We start from the raw sequence: 23743 nt of genomic DNA, 5'->3' as shown, positions 1-23743 counted from the left end.
CTACATGATGTTGTTTATAAATTATTTATAAATCACACCATCTTTCATCACAAAAGAAACTCGCTCCAGTGTTGTTACATCTTGAATTGGATTTTCTTCGGTGGCTACGATATCAGCTTTTTTTCCGACTTCAATAGATCCGATTTCATGTTCCAGCCCTAATACTGTGGCTGCAGTTATGGTTGCACTTTGAATGGCTTCCATTACCGGCATCCCGACTTCCGTCATGTACTTAAATTCTTTTCCATTTTGTCCGTGGGGGAAAACACCGGCATCGGTTCCAAAAGCAATTTTCACGCCATGCTTATATGCATCGGCAAAAGTGTTTTGGATCATTGGGCCAATTTCAAGGGCTTTGGGTACAACAAGTTCAGGGTAATATCCTTCTACTTTTGCTTTTTCTGCAACCCATTTTCCGGCTGAAATAGTAGGGACGTAGTATGTGCCTTTTTCAATCATGAGATCCATTACTTCTTCCGTCATTTTTGTGCCGTGTTCGATCGTAAGAACACCTGCTTCCACTGCTCGTTTCATACCCTCAGCTCCGTGAGCATGAGCGGCAACATGCATTCCATATTCGCTGGCAGTTTCAACAATGGCATTCAATTCATCCATAAAAAACTGTGGTGCATCTCCTGACTTAGCTACACTTAGTACACCTCCGGTTGCTGTGATTTTAATATGATCAGCTCCATTTTTATAGCGTTGTCTTACGGCTTCACGCGCCTCGGCGACACCATTTAACACTCCATCAACCGGATCCGGGCTTCCCATCAGGTCTTTTTTCCAACCGTTAGTAGGGTCAGCGTGTCCGCCTGTGGTAGCTAGTGACTTACCAACGGTGATAATTCGAGGTCCATCTACATATCCTCCTTTGATGGCATCTCTGAGGGCGATGTTCACTCCCGAGCCGCCTAATTCGCGAACGGTGGTGAAACCGGCCATGAGTGTTCTTTTTGCATATTGAACCGATCTGAAAGCTTTCTCTGCCTCATCAAAAGTGAAGGGCTCTAAATATTTTTGTGGACTTGTTTCACTTTCTAAATGAACATGGAGGTCAATGAGTCCCGGCATCACCGTTTTAGATTTTAGGTCAACAATTTCGTCACCACGATTTCCGGAAATATATCCATTTTCGATTCCGGTAATTTTGCTGTCTTCGATAATGATGCTGACTTCATTTCGTACTTCATCAGAAACTCCATCAATCAGGGTGCCGGCATGGATTACGGTTCGCTGGGCAAATGCTGATGTAGAAATAATTAGTGAAACAAAGAACGTGAAGAGAAAGCTGCGGAATTTCATAGGATATATGTTTGGTTATTCTGTGTGACGCAATATAGGTAAATGAACCTAAATAAAAGAAAGGTCGGTGATTGTAAAATTGATACAAAGTTTAGCGCTTGAACATACGCTTTAGAGTGTTTTTTGTAGTAGTTTTATGCCGGTTTAGAAAAAAGAAAATTCATCGGAAATGACGGTTTTATTATTCATCGTAGGGTTGGTTACGCTGATAATCGGGGCAGAGCTGTTCCTGAAATCAGTAGATAGATTTGGTTTAGCCTGGAGTGTATCTCCGGTTGTAATGGGTTTGACAGTGGTGGCATTTGCTACCGGAGCCCCAGAGTTGGCTATCAGTTTACAAGCAGCTGCAGAAGGGAAGCCTGACCTTGTTTTAGGGAATATACTAGGTAGCAATATCGCCAATATACTTCTGATTCTTGGGATTGCTGGTTTGGTAAAACCTCTTAACATCACAAACCGGATTATAAAAATAGATGTCCCCGTGGTAATCGGAGCCAGTATCTTGCTTTATGTATTAGCTATGGATGGTTTACTTACCATGATTGATGGGTTCATCATTTTCGGAGCTTTAGTTGCCTACTCCATTTTCATGTACAGCCAGATCAGAAAAGACCGTTCAGCTAATAAATCTAATAAGGAAGAGCAGCCTGAACTGGATGAGCCTGTTACCACACTTTTTTACGGAAAATACATTTTATTACTACTGGCAGGGCTGGTTTTGATTGTGATGGGCTCTCGATGGATGGTAGAGTCTGCCGTTGAAATTGCAGGCGTGTTGGGTATTTCAGAGCTTATCATTGGGCTGACGATTGTTTCAATAGGTACCTCATTGCCTGAAGTGGCGACCTCACTTTCTGCCGTTCGCCGGGATGATTCTGATACCGCTGTTGCTAATGTGATGGGCAGTAACCTGTATAATATTCTGCTAACGCTCAGTCTGACCATTATTGTTGCTCCGGGAGCTTTAAATGTTTCAGTGGATGCTATCAACCTGGATCTGCCTTTTATGGTTATAGTAGCAGTAGCCTGTTTGCCACTTTTTTGGCCAGCAAAAGAATTGGGTAGGCCAGAGGCAGCTGGTTTCCTTTTTTACTATGTAGCCTACATTACCTATCTGGTGTTTATTGCTTTACAACATCCTTTTAAAGAGACCATGGAATGGGGGATGACCTGGATTATCATCCCGCTAACGGTCGTTATGATCTTGGCTAAATTTCTTTTCGATTATAGGAAAAGGAAACTTTTAAAAAACTGATTTTACTTTTTATAGTGCGGCGCATAATTGACTTCCAGTATATCCAGCCGTTCAAAATGAGATTGTAGCCGTGCCCAGAACTCCAGCCAGTTTTTCTGTTCTTTTGGAGTCCATAAAACCTCTGCCAGAGCTGTAACCCTTGGGTAAGCCATATACTCCACTTTATCTCCGGAGTGAATGTATTCTGTCCAAACATTGCCCTGGGAACCTAGTATATACTTTGCTTCTTCAGGAGTAAGTTCCTCGGGAACAGGTTCGTAGTGGTAGACATCCTCAAGGGTGGTAAGTCCGCCAATAGAAATAGGTTCGTTCCCTGTTGGTTGGGCCTGGAAATGGTCAAAATAATTTGAACCGTTGGGGGTCATAATGACATCATGCTTCATTTTAGCGGCTTCGATGCCACCTTTTTCTCCCCGCCAGCTCATAACCGTTGCCTGAGGTGCTAACCCACCTTCCATAATCTCATCCCAGCCAATAATTTGCCGTCCGTTTTCATTGAGAAATTTTTCAATGCGTCCAATGAAATAGCTCTGGAGTTCGTGTTCATCTTTCAAGCCTTCCCGTCTGATGACTTCCTGGGCGATATCACTTTCTTTCCATTGTTTCTTCGGGGCTTCATCACCACCAATATGAATGTATTTACTTGGAAACAGTTCCATTACCTCGGTTAAGACATCCTCGAGGAACGCAAAAGTTTCTTCACTTGGGCAGTAGATATCTTCAAAAACTCCCCAAGTTGATTGTACATGATATTCCTTATCGAAACAGCCAAACTGAGGATAGGCAGCTAAAGCAGCCGAAGAATGTCCAGGCATTTCTATTTCAGGAATGATGGTAATGTGTCTTTTTTGAGCATACTCAACTACTTCCCGAATTTCTTCCTGCGTATAAAATCCGCCATGGCGAACATTATCATACCGATTTGAACCATATCGCCCGATTAGGGTAGAATCTCTCCAGGCACCGATCTCAGTCAATTTGGGATACTTTTTGATCTCGATGCGCCAGCCTTGATCTTCCGTTAAGTGCCAGTGAAACCGGTTCATCTTATGCATAGCCAACAGGTCGATATATTTCTTTATAAAATCGACAGGGAAAAAGTGGCGGGCAACATCAAGGTGCATGCCGCGATACCGGAAACGAGGATAATCTTTGATGTTTACAGCAGGTACTAACCACTTCTGATTGTTAGGTGCCAGAGACGGAAGCTTATGCTCAATGACAGGATCAAAAAGTTGTCTGAGGGTTTGTACTCCATAAAACAAACCAGCGGCCTTATGGGCTGAAATCCTGATTTCTTTCTCAGTCACAGAAAGTATATACCCTTCCGGGTTACTGATATCACTTTTGGCATCAATCTCCAGGAATATCGCAGCATTGGTATCTGTTCGGGTCTTTTCAAAAGTAATGGTATGATTCACCCATGTGGCAGAATAAATAAGGTCGTTCAGGTATTCTCCAAGAAACTGCATTTCTTCTGAATCACCAGAAAGGTGGATAGATGTACTGGAATCAAGTTCAAAAAAACCATCTTCATATTCTGCCGAAACGGGTTTTGGGATAACGGATATAACCGGCTTGGACTGATAGGCAAAGAGGGAAGAGGTTGCTAAAAGAGATGCTAAAGTTAGTAGAAGATACTTCATAGTGTGATGTGAATTCAGAGTTCAAGGCTTGTTAATATAGCTTTTCTGAATAATTATTCTACTTCTTAGCCTGCTCTTCTTTTTCCTTAAGGATGTAATTCGCATAAAGGAACTCTAAAGCTGCTGCTTCATAGCCTTTCCAGTTTTGGATGAGTTCCTGAAACCGTTCTTCAGAAGTATTGTGAGGATCTTCTCCGTAGCTCCATATAATCCAGCGACGAAGGCCTTTTTCTTCTCCACTTTTTTTGTTTGATGGGAAGACAGCATCAGTCCGCCCGCGCATCATCATCAAATCCTGACCGGAAGTAGGTCCGATGCCTTTTATGCTTGTGAGTTCATCATAGCATGCTTGTGGATCACAGGTGCTCAGGTGATCCATATCTACTTCACCTGCTACAATATCATTTGCCAGTCCGACTAAGTACTGACCTTTACGAAGGGTAGGTCCAAGTTTACGGATATTAGCCGGATCTGCTTTCATCAGCTGATGGGGGCGAGGCCAGGCTGGGAGTGATTTTTTGCCAAGCATCAGAGCTGTGCCGTACGTCTCCCGGATTTTATACATCATCTTTTTAGCGGTCGGTTTGTGATTCATCTGCATCTGCACAATCCGATATAAGATATCCTCAAACAAATTAGCCCGGGTCATTCTTTTTAAGCCATAGAGATTGGTAAGTTTATCTTCCAAAACCGGGTCATTTTTGGCCTGATCGTATAAAGGCCTTAAATCCATATCTGTTCCAAAAATCTTGGTAAGGCTTTTGTTGGCTTCGGCAATTTCATCTTTGGAGAGCGATTCCTGAGATTCAATATGAAACTCAGGATTTTCCGGATCACCATTAAAAAATACAGTTACAATAGCGTCCGTGTCTCCAATTGGGATAGGCCGGATAAATCCTTCTTCGAAGATCTTTTCGGGTTCGTGCTCGTGGTCAAAGTAGGATTCAATATCGAGGCAGAGAAACCAGTCGTGGGGAGGAATGGATTTGAGTGTCCAGGAGCTCATAGGGAATTGTTAAGTGAAAGTTGATAAAGTGAGAGTATTATCTAATTGTCACTTTATCAACCCTAAGAATTGGCCGAGCGTTTTAGGTGAACAAGCTTTCGCACCCTAAACAAATCAGTCTATTTTGCTAATTCCACTTCTTTAGATGTAGAAAATGGATTCCAGCTTATGGCTTTGGCTTTTTCCAATAGCTGATCGGTGGTTACATAAACAACAGGAATAAATACCAGAGTAACCAGCGTTGAGGCAGTCAAACCACCAATTACCACACGGGCAAGAGAAGCCTGGATTTCTGCTCCGGCGCCTAAGCCAAAGGAGAGAGGCAGCAAGCCTAATACGGTGGTGAGTGTCGTCATAAGAATAGGACGCAATCGTAAACGTCCAGCTTCAACAACTGCTTCAAATACAGGCATGTTTTTCTCCCGTCGCATCAGGTTGATGTAATCGACCAGTACAATGGCGTTATTAACCACAATTCCGACGAGCATGATCATCCCCATCAGGCTTTGAATATTAAGGGTAGTACCGGTTAACAGCAGAGCCGGAATTACACCAATCATTGCTAATGGTACGGAGAACATTACAACCAATGGGTCGAGGAACCGTTCAAATTGTCCCGCCATTACCATGTAGATTAAAATGAGAGCCATGATGATAGACATGGAGAAATCAGCTGCAGCTTTTTGCTGTTCCTCGTACTCACCGCCATAAACGATGTTAAAACCATCAGGTAATGGGAAATCGACAAGTTCTTCCTGAATTCTTTCTACCGCTTCACCCAATGCAACTCCGCTTTCAAGATTTGCAGTAATGTTGGTTACCCGTTGTCCGTTAATTCGGTTGATATCTTCCGGGCCACGGCCACTTTGTTTCTTAATTACCGAGGAAATCGGTAGTACTCCACCATCGGGAGTTCGAATCGAAATGTTATCAATATCCAGCGTTCCAAGCCGATCTTCAGGTCGAAGCCGAACGGTGATAGGGTATTCATCGCCGCCAATACGGTAGGAACCGGCACGACTTCCGCCAATGTTGGTTTGAACAACTTGTGCCACATCGCGAACCGAAAGTCCCAGATCAGCAATTTTATCGCGATCAAAGAGAATACGTTCTTCTGGAGTACCTTCACTTCGGCCGGCACGAACTTCCACGATACCCGGTAGTTTTTCGACTCTGAGTTTGATTTCCTGAGCTAATTCATAAGCTTTTTCAATATCATATCCGCGAAGTTCAAACTGAACGTCTTCGCCTCCACCTCCGCCAAATACCCGTCGTAAAATCCAGAGTCCGGATTGGGCATCCACGCGAATATCAGCTCCGGGGACTTTGCCTGAAAGGTTTTCCCTGATTTCTGCAGCCAGGTCAGAAGTGCTTTGGCTGCGTTGTGATTGAGGAACCATGGCAATCTCGACTTCAGCACGACCATCTCTCACCTCTGTGGTGAAATACTCAACGTCTTCCATAGGAAGGGTAGCGCGTACGATTTCTTCCAGTTCTTTCAGATATAGATTCTGCACAGCGATATTGGTTCCATCGGCCATCTCAAGGTCGATATCAATTTCATCTGCATCCGTTTGAGGAGCTAATTCCACTGGAATGATTGGCACCAATAGGAAGCTGGTGATTACAAGTACAGCTGTAATTCCAAAAACAGCGGGTTTATGTGAAAGAGTTTTTTCGAGTAAAAGAGAATATTTGGTTTCCATTTTTTGGAAAAAGCGCTGGAAAGCTCCTTTTTTATTATTCATACCCTTTTTCACAGTTAAGAATCGGCTTGAAAGCATCGGTACCAGCGTAAGTGCTACCAAAAGTGAACAAACGAGTGCAAACACAACAACAAGGGCCAGTTCCTGGAAAAGAAGCCCGGAAACTGTTTGCATGAATACTACGGGCAAGAAAATTACGCAGGTGGTTAAGGTAGAAGCCACAATTGCCCCGGCTACCTGTTTGGTTCCTATAAGTGCACTTGTTTCCAGGTCTTCACCTTCTTCTTCGCGCAGCCGGATGATATTTTCCAGCACAACAATTCCATTATCTACAATAAGCCCAACGCCTAATGCCAGCCCACCAAAACTCATTTGGTTCAGAGTCAGGTCATTAAAATAGAGGAGGGCGAAAGTAGCAATAATAGAAATTGGGATAGCTACAGCAATGATGAATGTAGAAGACCCGTTGCGGAAAAATATATAAAGTACAAAAACAGCTAAAAGGGCTCCCCACATGGCAGAGTTTTGAACGTTGTCGATTGAACTTTGAATAAATTCACTTTGGTCTGTTGTAATAAATAAGTCCAGATCATTGCGTTCATTGTTGATTTTCTCAACTTCTTTTCTGATCTCTTCGGCAACAGCCACGGTATTTGCACCAGTTTGCTTACGAATACCGAATCGTACCATAGGTTTTTTATCAATAGATACCACCCGGTCCAGATCCTGATAGCCAAAGGAGACATTCGCAACATCTTTAACGCGTATCGGCTTATTATCGATGGTGGTGATAACGGTATTGGCAATTTGCTCGATAGATTCATACTCACCCAAAGTACGAACATAAAGCTGTTGTAAGCCTGAGTTCACATTTCCACCCGGAAGATTAGCGTTTTCCCTGGCAATGGCCTGCTGTACTTCAGCTGTTGAGAGTCCGCTTGCAATTAGCCGGTCTCTTTTAATGTCAACTTTTACCTCTCGATTTATACCACCCCAAATATCAATAGAACCAACGCCGTTAATTTGCTCAAAACGCTTGGTGACTTCACGATCTAAAAGGACTGTCAACTCGGCAAGATTCATGTCTGAATTTGCACCTACAATAACGATCGGGAAGTTGTTTGGATCGAATTTCCAGATACGGGGAGGTTCGGCTTCAGGTGGTATGTTATCACGGACACGGTCTAAAGCGGCCCGTACATCATTAGACGCAACATCCACGTCAACACTTTGTGCAAATTCAAGGGTAACACGGCTTCGCCCCTCACTGGAACTGGATCGAACGCGTTCAACACCAGGAACACCAGCCAGTGCATTTTCAATAGGCTCAGTTATGATTTGCTCCATTTCTTCCGGTCCAACATTGGAATACTCAGTGGCAACGGTTAGCTGAGGATATTCTATAGGTGGCAAAAGATCTACCGGGAGGAACCTGAACCCGATAACACCAAGGGTGATAATGATCAAAAAGACCATCGAAGTTGCAATAGGACGCTTAATCGAAGTTTCTGTAATTGGCATGATCGTCAGTTTTAAAGAGTCACGTTATTTTGCTGGTTCTCACGTTCATTCATGATTTCATTCAGCAGGTCTTCTCGCTGAAGTTGTTGCAGCTGGAAAATACGCTCCCAGCTCATAGTACGAATGCGAGCCTGAGTTCTGCCTTCAGACAATAAATCCTGACCAACAGTAACCACCCATTGTCCGCTTTCCAGACCGGTCACCCCGAGTTCCATTCTACCTTCAGCTATTACATCAATAGGTTTAAATTGTACGGGTGTAGGTTGAGTCATAGCGCGGGGGGTGCCGTTGCTATCACTTGAGTCACTAACAGGTTCAATTTCAGAACCCAGAGATGTTGCGATGAAAACACCTTCTTTACCAGAAGTAGGGTCGGTATAAAGAGCACTCACGGGGATGAGTGTGGCTTGTTCACTTTCGCCAAAAAATATATCCACAGGTACAAACATACCGGGTCTAAGTAATCCATCAACATTGTCGACATCAATTTCAGCTTCAGTACTTCTGGAAACTTCATTCAGGAAGGGAGATATGCGGGAGAGTTTAGCATTAATAGCTCTCTGCTGTCCGGCACTGTTTTCAACCAGGATACGGGCAGACTGTCCCACCTGTATTCGGTTTAGCATGTTCTCGGTAAGAACGATTTCAATTTTGAGTTTGGATAAATCACCAATCAGGAATAATTGTGAATTTTGGGATGCCTGCATACCTATTTCTGCATTACGCTGGCCTACCGTACCTGATATTGGGGCTCTGATTACAGCTTTATTCAATTCATCTTTTCGTTCTGCAACCAATGACTTGGCTTGTTCAAGCTGAGCTTCCGCAAGTTCTACATCAGCCTCCGCCGACATTAACTGGGCTTCAATTTGTTCTACTTCAAGCTGACTCGTTAAATCTTTCTCTTCAAGCTGTTTGGTTCTTCTGTATTCAGACTGAACTTCCGCTAATTGTGCTTTAGCTTGCTTAACCTGCGCGCTGTTTATTTTGAGGCCAGCTTCCGCTTGTTGCAGCTGTTTCTCCAGTACATCCGTATTGAGCTGAACCAGCTTGGTACCTTTCTCAACATAGTCTCCATTTTTCACGAAAACCTGTTCTACAACACCAGAGATTTCCGGGTAGAGAGACACCTGATTTTCTGACTTTACGTTACCGCTGAACCGTTCTACCAGGGGAAGAGAACCATAGCGTGCCTGAACGGCCTCGACTGAAGGAATGACGGTATTTTCAGGTTGTTGATTTTGAGAGGTATTCTCATCCGAGCCTGAACAGGCATTCATGAAGATTAAGAGCGCCGAAATAAAGAATAATTTTGAGAGCGGAAGTAGCTGTTTCATGGTCTTTTATTGAGTTCGTTCAAAGTTAACCCAATTTTTTCGTAAACCACTCCTGCACAAATGTTAAATGCTATAAAAAAGAAAACCCTCTGGAACTCCTTTAAAAGGCTCCCAGAGGGTTAGAATTGTGAGTATATATTCTCAGGATTACTTTACCAGCACCATCTTTTTAGTCATGGAGTATGCTTTCCCGGATGTTGATTTCACATTAAGAACATAAATATACATGCCTGAGGCATATCTGGAAGCATCCCAGTTAAGCTTGTAGTACCCGGGACGAACCCCATTCTCGCTGATCAGTGTTTCTACCTTACGGCCCAGGATATCAAACACGGAGATGTTCACTTTAGCCTGTTCTGCCAGCTCGTAATGAATTGTAGTAGTTGGGTTGAACGGGTTTGGATAGTTTTGTGAAAGGGTAAAGCTTCCCGGCAGTTCTTCGGCTACCCTGATTGCTTTTCTTGCAATCTGCTGCAGGGCAGGCTGGCCTTTGGCTCTCAGATCAGATGAAATAATAATTTCTGAATCCTGATCGTCAAGAGAATTGAATGTTAGAGAAACAATCTTTCTATCCTGTACACTCGACAACGTACCAAAATTTGCCACATTCAATGTGATGATACCATTGGTGCTGTCTACATGAGATAGAAATACATTAGCATTGCTGCTATGGATGTTGAACAGATCGTGATTTTTAATATCCGAAATGCTCAGTTTATCCTCTTCGTAGTCAATAATCAGAGAAAGCGCCATCACACTATCAGGGTGGGAAAGAGCAAAAGTATAGGTTACTTCACGCGCTGCATTCTGATCATGCACATATTCATGAACCTGCTCATTCTTTGAGTAGCTGATGAATTGAAGAGAATCAGAGATAGAGATTTCAGGCTTTTGTTTTGAATTCTTCTGAACGGCATCAGTATTGTTACTCAAATCTTTGGTTCCCGCCTTTAGAATATTCTGGCCTGAAGCTACCTCATCTATTGATGAGCCACTTTCCAGAGAAGCTATTTTCGCAGCCATATCCTGAGCTTTAGCTACTTTGCTTCGCTCCTGTGTAAGGTTCCAGAAACGGATAAAAGCAACGATATCATCAATATTGAAATCGTTATCTCCATTTAAACGCGCATTGGGGAAACTCAGTGTAGTTCCAAAATCAAGCGGAGCGGTTTCATAACCGAACTCATCATTTCTCCAGCCATCGCTGAAGGAATTCAGGTCATCAAAATCCACATCCAGGTCATTATCAAAATCACCAATCATGGTTGTGTAGAAGTCATCCTCTGAGAAATAGCGGTCATCTTCAGAAGTTCGTATTCCATCGCCGTCGATGTCTATGAAATACCTTCCACCACTATTATCATATAAAGCCTGAGAAGATATATCTACAAAAAGTGTATCTAACGAATAGAAGTTAATGTCATCAGCAATCAGACTATTGCCTTCGATATTTATGGCGCCAGCCGAGAATGTTTCACCATCATGATTCGAGATAGTAATTGTTCCGTCCATATAATTGGCGAAATTATCGAGGGTAGACAGGTCGGTGTCGAACACAAACTCAAGTCCATCTGAAAGGCTTACAATGCTATCGTTTGAAAGAAACTGCTCGATTTGAAGAGCGGTAATCAGGAAGTTTTTGCCAACTCCAAGTGTACCACTGTCTCGTCCGCGGATGGCAACATCAAGATTGCCATTTCCGTCCGAGTCATAAGCGTGAATGCTGATTGCCCCACTAAATGCACTTGTGAGTGTATTAGCAGTGGAGAAAGTGTTACTTCCGTTATTCTGGAACCAGTATCCTTCGCCATTATTGGATGATGTGGCCAGGATATCGACAAGTCCATCGCCGTTGAGATCTGCAGCAGAAACATCCAGTGCTCCCAAGATTCCGGTTGCAATCACATTTTCAGTACCAAAAGTGCCATCTCCGTTGTTGATGAAGGCTCCGACCTTATCGTCGTCAGAAGAAGCAAAAAGTACATCCAGATTTCCATCATTATTAAGATCAGCAGCTGTTACTCTTTCCGGGTGATTAATACCTGAAGCGATAATTGACCGGGTAAAGGAACCATCTCCATTATTCTGATATAAAGCCACTTCGTTTCCAATATTCTCAGCCGATACAATATCAGTAAGGTTATCGCCATTGAAATCTGCCGCGTAAATAGAGTTCATTAAATTACTGTTATCAACGATTTGGTTTTCCGGGCCAAAAGCTACCTCAGAAAGGAAACTTTGATTTTCGTACCAGCTTATTTTTCCATCATTGGCTGAAGAGATCACAACGTCGGTGTAACCATCATTATTCATATCAGCAGGGAAGATATCGGTAATACCTGCGTGATTAACTGTTACTGTAGTTTGATCCAGGAAGTTGCCGCCTGAGGTGCTTCCTCCGTTATTCTTCAATACTTTGAATTCATTATTCAGATTCGATGTGAATACAAAATCAGGGTATTCATTTCCAAAAATATTAATTGGCCGAATAATCCTTGGGGATAAAGAACCCGAGAAGTTCAGGTTTACTACTCTGTTGAACGGATCATCCCCATCGGAGAAAATCAATGATATTTGATTGTCGTTAGGGCGGGTGGCGATCAGGTCTTCAAAGCCATCAGCATCAATGTCAGCAGAAGTAATATTTCCGGTGCCTGAAAAACCTGTTTGGGTTTCGAACTGGCCAAATGTGCCTTCACTTTCAGATAAGTAAAGATATTTGCCCGGATAGGTATATCCAATACTATTGGCTGTTACAGATATGTCAACAAACCCGGATAATCCTGACGGAGCTTCCACAATGATGGAGGCGGAGTCGGCACTAAGAATGGTTGCTGATGTTCCATTGAACTGTACCTGATTTTCAGATTGAACATTAGAAAATCCAATTCCTGAGATTTTAACACGGGTTGCTTCAATACCTGTTGCTGGATGAATACCGGAAATCTGTGTTGATACGGCTTTAATGCTCACGGTATCAGATGCTACCCGTGTGTTACTGGAGTCGATAGCAACCACTCGATAGTAGTAGGTTACACCGTTATTCAGGCCGGTATCTTCGTATGTGGTTCCGGTTTGTGGTGAGCCAAGCAGGGAGGTAAAACCATCTGCGTCAGGGTTTGTACTGCGAACTACATCATATCCCAGAAGATCGGTTTCAGTATTGGGATTCCAGCTAATTGAAGCAGAACCAATATTTCCGGAAACCGCCACACCCGTTGGAGGTGCAGGAGGAGTATCCACATTTTTTAGTAAAATCAATTGATTAGCTGTGTAGTCTCCTGCAATTAAATCTAGCAAACCTGTTTCTGTCAGGTCAGCAGCAGCAACCGAGCGTAATTCTCCGGCACCAGATAGCAGGCTAACGGCGGTATCAAAACTTCCGGAACCCAGGTTTTGATACCACACCAGGTCCCCGTTAAGGGTAGAAACAATAACGTCGTTTAAGCCATCCCCATTTAAGTCGGCAGCTGTTGCATTAAAAGGATCAGTCATGTCACTGGAAATAATATTCTGTGCTGAGAATACTCCGGTTCCGGAACCATTGGAGTACCATGCTACCTTTGAATCATTTTGCGAAACCGAAAGCACATCAATAAAGCCGTCATTATCCAAATCTGCAGTTACAACATTTTTAGGTGAATCCACAGAAGAGGTAATTACAGAAGCCGTATTAAAGGTTCCGGCGTTATTTACATACTGAACAATTTCACCTGAAGCTTCAATTGAGGCGACTAGATCGAAATCTCCATCCCCATCAAAATCTGCGGCTTTTACATCATTAGCTAAAGGAGCATTTCCATCTATTACTTGTTGAAGCTGGAAAGATCCGGTTCCATCATTCTCATAATATGAGATATCATCAGTTACGGTATGTACATGAATGATATCGGTATCACCATCGAGGTTCACATCAAAAGCTATGACATCCTGGGAATTGTAGTTTGTGATTACCGGGAATGTTTCAATCACTGAACCTTCAACGCTGTTGAAAGTATTGGAGCCATCATTCCGGAACCAGGCCAGAAGATTGTTGTAAGCAGCGACTACATCCAGAATTCCGTCGCCATCAAAATCAGCATAGGTGACGCTGCGTGCACGGGCATCACCGGTTTCTCCAATTTCCTGCAGACCAGAGAAAGTCAGGTTACCGAGGTTTTCCAGATATCCTACATTGTTAAATGCATTTTCGTTATAGGAAGCGGTAAGAATATCGAGATCCTGATCGTTATCCAGATTAGGGGTTTGAATTTCAAGAACGCCAGACAAAGTAGCCAGAGTAGATGGATCCTGGAAAAACCCGCTTTCATCAGGTGTATCTTCCAAAACGGTATACATATCCGGGGCTCTGAGATTTACATCTCCATTGATGTTGATTGTAACAGCGTAGGTGCTGGGTGATAAAGCAGGAACTGTTACTGAAATCTTGATCGAGTCAGATGAAGCAATAGTCGCATTCTGCCCGCCAATCTGAACTTCGAGCGAACTGTTGGTAAGATTAGCTCCATAAATGGTTAGCGTGCTGCCAGTAACACCGGCGGTTGCAGACAGTGCATAAAGGCTCTTAATTTTGAATGGCACAGCTACTTCATCACTTAACTGAGATAAGTTGCCCGTTACAGAGTCATAAGCTGCGGCACGGTAGTAATAGGTCGTATTTTCAACCGGAGTTGTATCCGTATAACTGGTGTCATCTATTACCGTAGTGTTTAGTCGGGTTGCTGCCGTTGAATCGATAAAAGAAGATGTTGAACGGTACACATTATAACCTCCGATGTTAGGGGCCGGACTTGGTTCCCAGTCAAGGTCGATGGAAGAAGTTCCTGCGGAAGCTGTCATATTTAATGGGCCGGGTGTCTCAATAGGAATAATATCATTTGAGAAACGTGGAGCGATTTGTGCACCATTGAATGAGCCTAACACACCCACAAGGTCCAGATAGGAAGGAGGTGTATCTCCAATAACTTCCGTTTGAGCCCAAAGCCGAATAGTTACTGAATTTCCAGTAAATGTTTCTGCAGTTACGTTTGTGTTAGTTGCTGATGCATTGGCAGGCCATGTACCAGGGTCGGTAATCAGGTCATTAATTCTGACTAAGGTGCCCTGAAGGTTTTGCAGATCCGTGGATGGATCACCGGCATTAATAAAGTCATTATAACTTACAGACTTTGGATCCGGCAAGGTGTTCCCACTGTTGAGAACCGAGATGTTATTGTTGATATCGCCAACAAGAATTTCACGAAGGCCATTGAAGGTTTCGAGTTCGCCTTCCACTTCCACGCTATCCCCGGGGGTAACTCCGGAAACAGCCAAATCATCATTAAATACAACAATCCCGAAATCACCGTCCTGAATATAAAAAGCGGTGTTATTAGCTGATGCCTGGAAGTTAGGTGAAGTTACCACTCCACGTACTCTTACAAAAGAACTGTCGATTTGGTTTTTGGCGGTTTCAAGAGAAATAAATTCGTTGTCAGGAGTATAGTACCGAACATCGCTGTTATTGATTGGATATAACGCATAGCCATCGCTTCCGCCGGATGAGCTTTGGTATATAATGCCGGTGTATTCGAAATCATCCGGTATAAGCTGTCCTGCAATTTCTGTAGTGAAATCAGGGCCGACTGTAAGGCGAATACTGCTTAATTGATCGTTTTCGTAAATATCATAATCCGTTTCATTAACGAAGTTTTGTCCGGCTTCAGTAACGGAAAGGTTATTTACCGTAACCAGTACAGATTCATACTGTTCAAAATCGGAAACCTGAGAAAGTACAATATCGACGGGTGCGGGAAGTGAGTTTCCGGATGAGATGACATTTACCGATGAAATGTTGATCAATTCCTTCATAGAATTTACTTCAGAAACTGTGCCCGTAATTTCTACCAAATCACCAATTTGTATGCCTCCGTTAAAGAGAGGTGTATTGAAATCTGCTGAAGCGTATAAATGTAATCCGGCATTATTCTGCTGGATCTTAAATATATTTTCATGTTTCCGGGTGATGATTCCCTGAACCCGAACTGTTTCTCCATTCGCTGTTTGCCGGGCTTCTGCAATGGTTGAAAGTTCAACTGGTGGCGCTTCATTTTCATACCAGGCGATTTTATCATCAGAAGAAGAGGCGGAAACAATATCTAGGTCGCCGTCATTGTCGGCATCTCCAACGTCAATAAAGCGAGGTGTATCTATATCACTTGAAGTGGCTACGGTAATAGTATCGGTTACGGATGTGCCATCGGTGGTATAAATCGTAATTTGATCCAGACCCAGATATGAAGCTACGATATCAAGGTTTCCGTCTCCGTTAAAATCTAACACTCTGATATCATTCGCAGAACCGGGACTTTCATTAAGTACAGTTATAGGAGGGGATTGAGAACCATTACTTTGAGTAACAGAAATATTATTGCTGAAGCTGGTTCCGACATATTGCCGGCTAATAATCAGATCCTTAAAACCATCTTTATTCAAATCCGCGACTTTAAAATCAAAGATGTTATCAGGGTTATAAATATATTGATAATCGGAAGCACTGAAGGTACCAAACCCTTCGTTTTCATATAAACGAATTTGACTTCCCCCGTTTATTGCAATCAGTGCGTCCTGATCACCATCGCTGTCATAGTCAGACACTTCAAAGTTTGTGAATTGTGTGCCGGGATTACTGAAAGTTGAATAATTAAAGATATTATTTATATCACCAAGTGTTCCATTACCTTTATTCTCGTGCCAAACAACTCTCCAGTAGTAGGTGGTAGAACCACTGAATGTGATATAGTTCATACCTACAACAAAGTCTTTTAATCCGTCTCCATTCACATCTGAAATCTCAAAGCCTCTGAATGTGGGGGAGATACCATTCTCGGTATTGTAGTTCCATAGTTCGTATGGGCTGCTGAATAAACCGGTACCCAAGTTTGGATAAACTTTTATAGATCTGTTTGTGGCATCCAAAACTACCAAGTCAATATCGCCGTCGTTGTCAATATCGGTTGGTTCCATGAATTCCACATTCACATTGCTGGCAATCGGAGTTCGGCTTCCAAAGCTTCCGGCCTGGTTATTTTCAAACCAGTCCAGATTATCATTGGTCTCTGACCAGGCAACTACATCCTGATATCCGTCTCCATTGATGTCAGCAAATATGCTGATGAATGGTTGTTCCGGAGCGTTATAAATAACATTCTGGGATGTGAAATATGCGCCTTCTGACTTAAGCACAGTAAACTGTCCGGATAGCGTACTTGTATTACCCAGGCTTGTCACACTGATCTCAGCAGGACCTGCACTCATGCTTGGAACTTCAACCACCAATCGGTTTCCGTAACTTAGCGAACCGGTTGATTCAACGATGGTGGCATCCACCCCGTCAAAACTCACGGTCACTTCAGAAAGATTTTTGGAAAAACCCTTACCCCAAATTTCTATCTCCGATCCGGGAGCCGCTGCTTTTGGTATGATCTCTGTTATGGCAGGATTGGGAACTACATTTTCTATTTGATAGACATAGTTATTAGTAGCGTCATAAGTGATGATATCTGTATCACCATCGGAATTGAAGTCTCCAAATCCGCTAACATTGACATTTTCTTTCTCTATAATCTGAGGTTCTCCAAAAGTGAAAGTGCCTTCCTTCTCAACCCAGAACAAATCCGTACCATACCCTGCAAAGTCTTCATCTCCGTCTCCATCCATATCCCGGATGGCGAGGAAAGTATAGGCGGATTGTGCTGAAGTAATCGAAATGTGAGAGCCAAAGGTAGAGTTGCCGTTATTAATAAGGTAGCCAATCCCCGTGGTATGTCCCCCAATAATATCCAGGTTTCCATCTCCATTAATGTCAGAAGTACCTACCAGGTAATAGTTAAATCCGGTTGAAAGAACTCCCGCAAAAGAAAAATTTCCGATACCATCGTTGGTGTACCATTGGATCACGTTGGAAGGGGAGCGCTGGGCCGTAATCATGTCGAGATATCCGTTCCCGTTTAAATCTGCAAAGTGGACATCATTAATATCGTTGGCATTTTGGTCAATAAACTGTTCTGCAGCAAAAGTTCCATCCCCATTGTTCAGGAAAAAAGCTATGTCATTGATTGCTTCGAAAAACACAATTAAATCAGGATATCCATCATGGTTGATGTCGGCCGATTCTATACCGCTAACCGCTGCTCCGGTCCCACTGGCCGCATATGCGATTTGTACCGCATTTTGATACGTACCGTCTCCATTATTTTGTAAATACAGCAGGGAGTCGGTTCCAAGGGTAGTCCAATAAACCAGGTCCTCATCTCCATCATTGTCAAAATCCGTTGAGTTTGCATGATTGGCTAAAGAATTAGCAATTAGTTGCTTGGAAGTAAGTCCGCCAAAACCATCATTAACATACCAGAAAAGCTCATATTGTGATTTGAAATGACTGGAAAGCACATCCAGGTCACCGTCATTATCAAAGTCAGCAGTGGTTTGGAGGAGAGAACTAAAGCTATTTAATCCTGTTTCAAGCGTATCAGTCTGCTCAAAAAATGTAACTTGATTGCTGACAACGGTAAATAACCCGGCGTATTCAGCAATATCACCATCCGTTTGGGCAAGAACGTTATAGTTGCCCGGATTGATAGAAGGTACGGTGACGGTCAGTTTGGTGGATTGAAAAGACTCGACGGTGGCAGGAACACCTCCGATATAAACTTCTGTGGAGCCGTTAAAACCGGAACCGTAAATCTGAATGGAAGATCCGGGAGCTGCAGCTTCAGGAGCTACTTTGGTTACGTAAGAAACAATTTCGGTCCCTGTGTTTTCATACCAGGCGATGTTATTATTAGAATCACCGGATATGATATCCAGATCACCATCTCCATCAAAATCTGCACTTCTAACACTTCTAGCCCCATTTGCGGTTTGAAAAATAAGGTTGTCTGTATCAAAAGTGCCGTCACCATTTCCTAAATGATATTCTAACCTGAAAGTACCTCCAGAAGATGAAATAATATCCTGATGTCCATCTCCATTTATATCTCCAGTACTTACACTCAGAGCACTCACAGTATTATTTGATAGGACAATTCGAGCTCCGAATGTTCCATCACCATTATTTGGAAACCATGAAAGATTATGATCTCCAAAAGAAACAGCTACGATATCCTGATATCCGTCGCCGTTAAAATCAGCATGTGCTAACTCTGTTACCTCATCTACACTACTTGATATTGTTACCTTAGAATTAAAAGTGCCATCACCATTGCCTTCAAACCATGCGATTTCATCTGTGCTATATGATGCTACATATAAATCCAGAATTCCATCATTATTTAAATCACCAGCATATAAGTCTTTGGCCCCAGCTACAGAAGTAGAAATTATATCTTGAGCACCAAATGTTCCATCTCCATTATTTGCATACCAGGCAATTTTGTTGTCATTCTCAGAGGCTGAAATTACATCCATATCCCCATCTCCGTCCAGATCATATGATATAGCGCTATTAGCTCCATCTGTAAGAGATGATATAATAGTTTCAGAACCGAATGTTCCATCACCATTATTCTTATACCACGCAATTTTATTACCAAGGTCTGATGCAGAAATAACATCCAGATATCCATCACTGTCTAAATCCGAAGCAAAAACTGATAAAGCTCCGTCAGCAAGAGTAGAAATAATAAGTTGGGATGCAAAGGTTCCGTCTCCATTATTAGGATACCAAGCGATTTTATCATCATTGTAAGATGCTGAAAGGATATCTAAGTCTCCATCATTGTCTAAATCAGCATAAGATAATTCATAGGGGTCATTTACAGATGTAGAAATAACATTCTGAGCACCAAAACTGGCATCTACCGCATTCAATACAGAAAATCCGGAATAGGTATCACTCCCGTAATAGTTACCAACGGTAACGTCATTAAAGCCAACATTGGCTTGGGGAACCTGAACGACTAATTTATTATCAGAAACAGATTGTACAGTACCATAGGTACCACCAAAACTCACCGATTGAACTACACTTGGAGAGAACCCATTTCCGTAGATACTGATCTGTGAAAAAGGAGCGGCCGCATTGGGGTGTATTCCGGTAATTTTAACCGGTGTGGTGTCTAATCCGGTAATGGAAATATCGTCGAGGAATACGGCATCAATACCATTAGGATCATCTTCGGTTTCATCTTTCGAAAACCAGAAGTCAATATAATATTCACCAGCTGGCAGATCATAAACCGGGCTGTTGGTCCACGCAATGTTGCCTGAGGCTGAATCAACTACCGTTCCGGCAATTTCCAGGTAAAAGAAGTCGAAATTTTGTTGAGAACTAATTCGATACTGAAATTGAAGCGCACCACCGCCTTCTGCAATATGTACAAAAATGCCGGTGTTACTATTCTCGGAATGATCGATATCTCCACTTCGGATGCTATAACCACTGTTTAGTGTATTGGCCGACTGTTCTATAATCCACGAGTTGGGAGAAGTGGTTCGCCCAAACTTTGTACCACCTGTGAAAGGGTCAAAATTGTTCGGGATTAACCCATCAGCAAAGCTGTATACTGTATCCGAAGCCGGGAAAAGCTCACTTTCTGCAAGTTCGTTTCTGTCAAAAGTTACTGGCTGTACCGGGCTCTCTGATATTATTTCCGAATTTCCACTCAGAGGTAAAGGTGAAACCGGTTGCGTATCAGTTGTTTTATCCTGTGCAAGAGCAGAGGAAGAGGTAAGAAACCCGAATGTAAATATCCCAAATAGTATAAAGCCTTTTTTCATAATACAACGTGTTACAGCGCGGTTGATAAACGCAGAGTTAGTTAATTCTTTTGAATACATAGTTTTCCCGAATCTTATTGGACAACATTAGCCTGATCATAGGACAAAATATCTATGTCAAAGCCTTCGGAAGACTTTAGCACAGAAGTGTTATGTATATATAGGGCGGTACTTCCGGGGAAGCTGCCAGTTGGCGTAAAGGTTACTTCACAAACGGCACCACCGCCGGAGAGGGTTACTCCGCTTCCGGCAATACCGGCTTCAATAGTTATAAAATTTGATGTGATTTCCGGCTCTACATAGATGAGTGTGTTATTTCCATCCGGATTCAGGAAGCTTCCTGCTTCTCCAAATACCTGTACATCGGTAACCGCCAGGAAAACAGCATTATAATTTAAAACCAAAGAGAAGGCCGTGAGGTCGTCACTTTCCTGGATTTCGTCCAAATAGACTTTTGCCGTATAGGTACCATCATTGTTACTGGTTATTACCTGAGGGTTAAACAGAAACCCACGACTCTGGAATGCATTCACCGAAAATTGTCCGGTAAAGGTGGTGTCTTTTAATACGGTAGAATTGGGTGGAGTATATTCTGCATAGATTTCGAACGTATAATAATTTTCCCCAAACGTTTCGATCAGGTTAGAAATAGTAATCGACTGAAACTCTTCGACTGACTGAAAGTCTTTGTTCTGAATATTTTCTTCCGGAGAGGCATAGCGGTAACTATATTGGAAGTTGAAATCAATACTGGAGCCTTCTTCGTTAATTACGTCCCACTCAAGGGTGATTTCCCGCTGAGTTATTTCAAAAGGATTATCCAGTGAAAAACCAGCATTAATAAAACGGATACCTGGCAACTTGTAGTCGGGATCTGTAGGATCATTTGAATTGCTTGCTCCGTCATCTTCGGTTTCAGGCAGCTCATTTATTTGGCTTATGATAGTATCACAGGAAATCATACTTCCTGATATAAGTAGCAAAAGAATGAAAAGGATATGCTTTTTAAAAGTATTCATCGTTAGGTATTCCATAATCTTAAAAATTTACCCGCATGCTAAGTCCGTTGTTCTTGGCATTAAATTCAATTTTTGCGTTTTCCAGCTTCTTCTTGTTTGACTTTTGCAGCAACAGATCAACAATTTCAACACCTTTAACGGCAAAATAGGCGGTTATACCTACTTTTAGCTGATCCAAAGCATCATTGGCAGTGGCGTAATGTCCGCGGTAATCTGTGCGAAGCTGCTCAAAGTCAGCACCTGAAGAGGCATTATTATAAAGCTCTAGTGCAGTTTCGTATTTCTTATAAGAATTGTTGTAATCTAAATATGACTTAATACTGTAGGCAATAGCACCACCTCCGGCCAGGAAATACAGAAAGCCACGCCCACCTTTTCCAAGATAGCCATGACCCACTCCGGGGAATGCTGCCCCGGGAATTACAGAACGCAATATCGCCCTTCCTTTACTTCGGGGCTGAAATTCATCGACAAAAGTAACCTCCTGACTCAATGAGTTGACCTGTATTTCTTTATTCACATCATTAAACCCATCTTTTTCAATAGAAATCTGATACTTGCCAAACCGGAGAGAGGGGAGCTGAACGGGTGTTTTATCAAAAGAACGGGAGTATCCGGGACCTTTAAGCTGTACTTCAGCGTCAGGGAATACACTATTTATGGTCAGACTGCCACGCCCTTGTATCTGAGTCAAATCTATGCTTATCTCTCTGTCATCATTTCGTTGCAGCTCAAAATTTCGGGTTTGAGTATCAAAATTCAGCAGTTCAGCAGTTAGCTCATAGTTGCCAACCGGCAGATCCCTGAATGTTTTTGAGCCAACCCATTCTTGTTCTACCTGTCCATCTTTTCGAAGCGTGAATTCCGCATTTTCTTGTTGCGCTATCACAAACAGATTACCTGTAATTTGGCCCAGCGTTACATTTTCAACAAGAGAATCACCCTGAGTAATATCCACTGTTCGTCTCACCGGATCGAAACCGGAAGAACGAACTTCAAGTATATGAGCACCGGGAACAAGCTCAATATTTTCCCGGTTACTTTGAGGCTGATCATCAATCAGGATGGTGGCATCCTCCGGGGTAGTATTGACGGTGAGGTAACCAATGTATCGCTGAAGATTATAGCTTAGTTCCCTGTTGGCACCTGTAAATTCGAGTTCGTCCTCTACATTGGAATAACCGGGATAAGTAAGCCGAATCTTAAGATTTCCGGGATAGATGTTAACTCTAAGCGGAGTTACACCCCGGGCTCCGGGCTCATCATTTAAATAAATGGAGGCACCGGCTGGAGTTGAGTTGATTAATACAGTAACCGGGTTAATTTGATCGAGAGTATATCTGAAGGTGTTAACACGATCAGCTGAAACTGAAATGGAGTCATCTATAAATTCATGCCGGTCTTTTCGAATCTGAAGAAAGTGGTCACCCGTTGTCAGTTCAGTATCGAAAACGGTTCCGTCAACCTGGTACTCTTCACCATCAATAAAGAGCGTGCTATTTTCGGGACTAATATTAAACTGAACAGGTTCCAGTGTAGATTTCTGATCGCCTGTTACCTGTATCTCCCAAACCTGGCCAGCCTCAAGACTGATACCTTCATCATTTAAAACCAACTGAAAAGGAGGGTAGCCATCTTTATAGATACTTACTACCCGCTCATTGGTAGACAGGTAAAGAAGATTGTATCCCGGAAGCTGCTGTACTTTATGGATTCCATTGTTGGAGCGGAAAGTCAAACCTGTAAGGTCTGATATAATACGAAGTCCGGCTGTTAGATTACCGTTTATATCCCGGTTATCATCCCTGTCAGCTATTATTTCGCTGGGCAGACGTTTGGCTTCACCAACTATTCTCAGTGAAGACATTTCTTCCGTCTCATCCTGGGCATGTATGTCGTTGAATGAGGTAGACCCAAATAACAGGGATAGAAAAATGGGAACGAATAACAGTTTGAATCTTTGTGTATACACTTTTTTACTACTTCTTAAGATTAAAATCACTGGTAAGCCCCATGCATGGCAGTCCCCGGGGAACTTTGGCAAAGAGATTACAAACAATTATGAAAACAATAACTACATATATATGTAGTATTGGGATAAACATAGCTTAGCCTACATAGAGAATTAGCTATATTACTGTACATAGTACCTTTACTAATAAGAGAAGAATGATGTACAGAAATCCCCAC

At 42.6% G+C, this 23743-nt stretch carries 9 protein-coding genes; 1 reads left to right on the top strand and 8 read right to left on the bottom strand.

Annotation, left to right across the window (positions count from 1 at the left end; genetic code table 11):
• Positions 1-21: 21 nt before the first annotated feature.
• On the bottom strand, positions 22-1305 hold the full coding sequence (locus RIB15_RS07710; protein WP_350201575.1) for an amidohydrolase family protein: 1284 nt from the start codon (positions 1303-1305) through the stop codon (positions 22-24).
• 169 nt (positions 1306-1474) lie between these two features.
• Between RIB15_RS07710 and RIB15_RS07705 the strand changes: the two genes are divergently transcribed.
• Entirely contained in the window at positions 1475-2560 is a 1086-nt protein-coding gene (locus RIB15_RS07705) for a calcium/sodium antiporter (protein ID WP_350201574.1), read from the top strand.
• Positions 2561-2562: 2 nt separating this feature from the next.
• On the opposite strand, the gene RIB15_RS07700 is transcribed toward RIB15_RS07705, so the two are convergent.
• The 7 genes from RIB15_RS07700 to RIB15_RS07670 all read right to left on the bottom strand — a co-directional run bounded on the left by RIB15_RS07700 (position 2563) and on the right by RIB15_RS07670 (position 23525).
• Positions 2563-4206 carry a beta-N-acetylhexosaminidase gene (locus RIB15_RS07700; RefSeq protein ID WP_350201573.1) on the bottom strand — a complete coding sequence of 548 codons (1644 nt, stop codon included), beginning with the start codon at positions 4204-4206 and terminating at the stop codon, positions 2563-2565.
• Positions 4207-4264: 58 nt separating this feature from the next.
• Entirely contained in the window at positions 4265-5212 is a 948-nt protein-coding gene (locus tag RIB15_RS07695) for a DNA-3-methyladenine glycosylase family protein (RefSeq protein ID WP_350201572.1), read from the bottom strand.
• 119 nt (positions 5213-5331) lie between these two features.
• The gene (locus RIB15_RS07690) at positions 5332-8439 is read right to left on the bottom strand and encodes an efflux RND transporter permease subunit (protein ID WP_350201571.1); all 3108 of its coding nucleotides are present in this window, start codon (positions 8437-8439) and stop codon (positions 5332-5334) included.
• Between the two features lie 11 nt (positions 8440-8450).
• A complete protein-coding gene (locus RIB15_RS07685) occupies positions 8451-9776 on the bottom strand; it encodes an efflux RND transporter periplasmic adaptor subunit (RefSeq protein WP_350201570.1) in 1326 nt (441 codons plus the stop codon).
• A gap of 147 nt (positions 9777-9923) precedes the next feature.
• The gene (locus RIB15_RS07680) at positions 9924-20534 is read right to left on the bottom strand and encodes an FG-GAP-like repeat-containing protein (protein ID WP_350201569.1); all 10611 of its coding nucleotides are present in this window, start codon (positions 20532-20534) and stop codon (positions 9924-9926) included.
• A gap of 74 nt (positions 20535-20608) precedes the next feature.
• The gene (locus RIB15_RS07675; RefSeq protein ID WP_350201568.1) at positions 20609-21568 is read right to left on the bottom strand and encodes a hypothetical protein; all 960 of its coding nucleotides are present in this window, start codon (positions 21566-21568) and stop codon (positions 20609-20611) included.
• Between the two features lie 4 nt (positions 21569-21572).
• Positions 21573-23525 carry a PEGA domain-containing protein gene (locus tag RIB15_RS07670; RefSeq protein ID WP_350201567.1) on the bottom strand — a complete coding sequence of 651 codons (1953 nt, stop codon included), beginning with the start codon at positions 23523-23525 and terminating at the stop codon, positions 21573-21575.
• Positions 23526-23743: the final 218 nt, after the last annotated feature.

It is taken from the genome of Gracilimonas sp. (genome assembly GCF_040218225.1).
Lineage (GTDB): Bacteria > Bacteroidota > Rhodothermia > Balneolales > Balneolaceae > Gracilimonas.
The sequence above is the reverse complement of the archived record's forward strand: the minus strand, read 5'-3'. Positions and strand labels throughout refer to the sequence as shown.

Excerpts from the sequence above, each read along its gene's own strand:
- RIB15_RS07710 (WP_350201575.1), bottom strand. The coding sequence starts at position 1,305 with ATGAAATTCCGCAGCTTTCTCTTCACGTTCTTTGTTTCACTAATTATT.
- RIB15_RS07705 (WP_350201574.1), top strand. The coding sequence starts at position 1,475 with ATGACGGTTTTATTATTCATCGTAGGGTTGGTTACGCTGATAATCGGG.
- RIB15_RS07700 (WP_350201573.1), bottom strand. The coding sequence starts at position 4,206 with ATGAAGTATCTTCTACTAACTTTAGCATCTCTTTTAGCAACCTCTTCC.
- RIB15_RS07695 (WP_350201572.1), bottom strand. The coding sequence starts at position 5,212 with ATGAGCTCCTGGACACTCAAATCCATTCCTCCCCACGACTGGTTTCTC.
- RIB15_RS07690 (WP_350201571.1), bottom strand. The coding sequence starts at position 8,439 with ATGCCAATTACAGAAACTTCGATTAAGCGTCCTATTGCAACTTCGATG.
- RIB15_RS07685 (WP_350201570.1), bottom strand. The coding sequence starts at position 9,776 with ATGAAACAGCTACTTCCGCTCTCAAAATTATTCTTTATTTCGGCGCTC.
- RIB15_RS07680 (WP_350201569.1), bottom strand. The coding sequence starts at position 20,534 with ATGAAAAAAGGCTTTATACTATTTGGGATATTTACATTCGGGTTTCTT.
- RIB15_RS07675 (WP_350201568.1), bottom strand. The coding sequence starts at position 21,568 with ATGGAATACCTAACGATGAATACTTTTAAAAAGCATATCCTTTTCATT.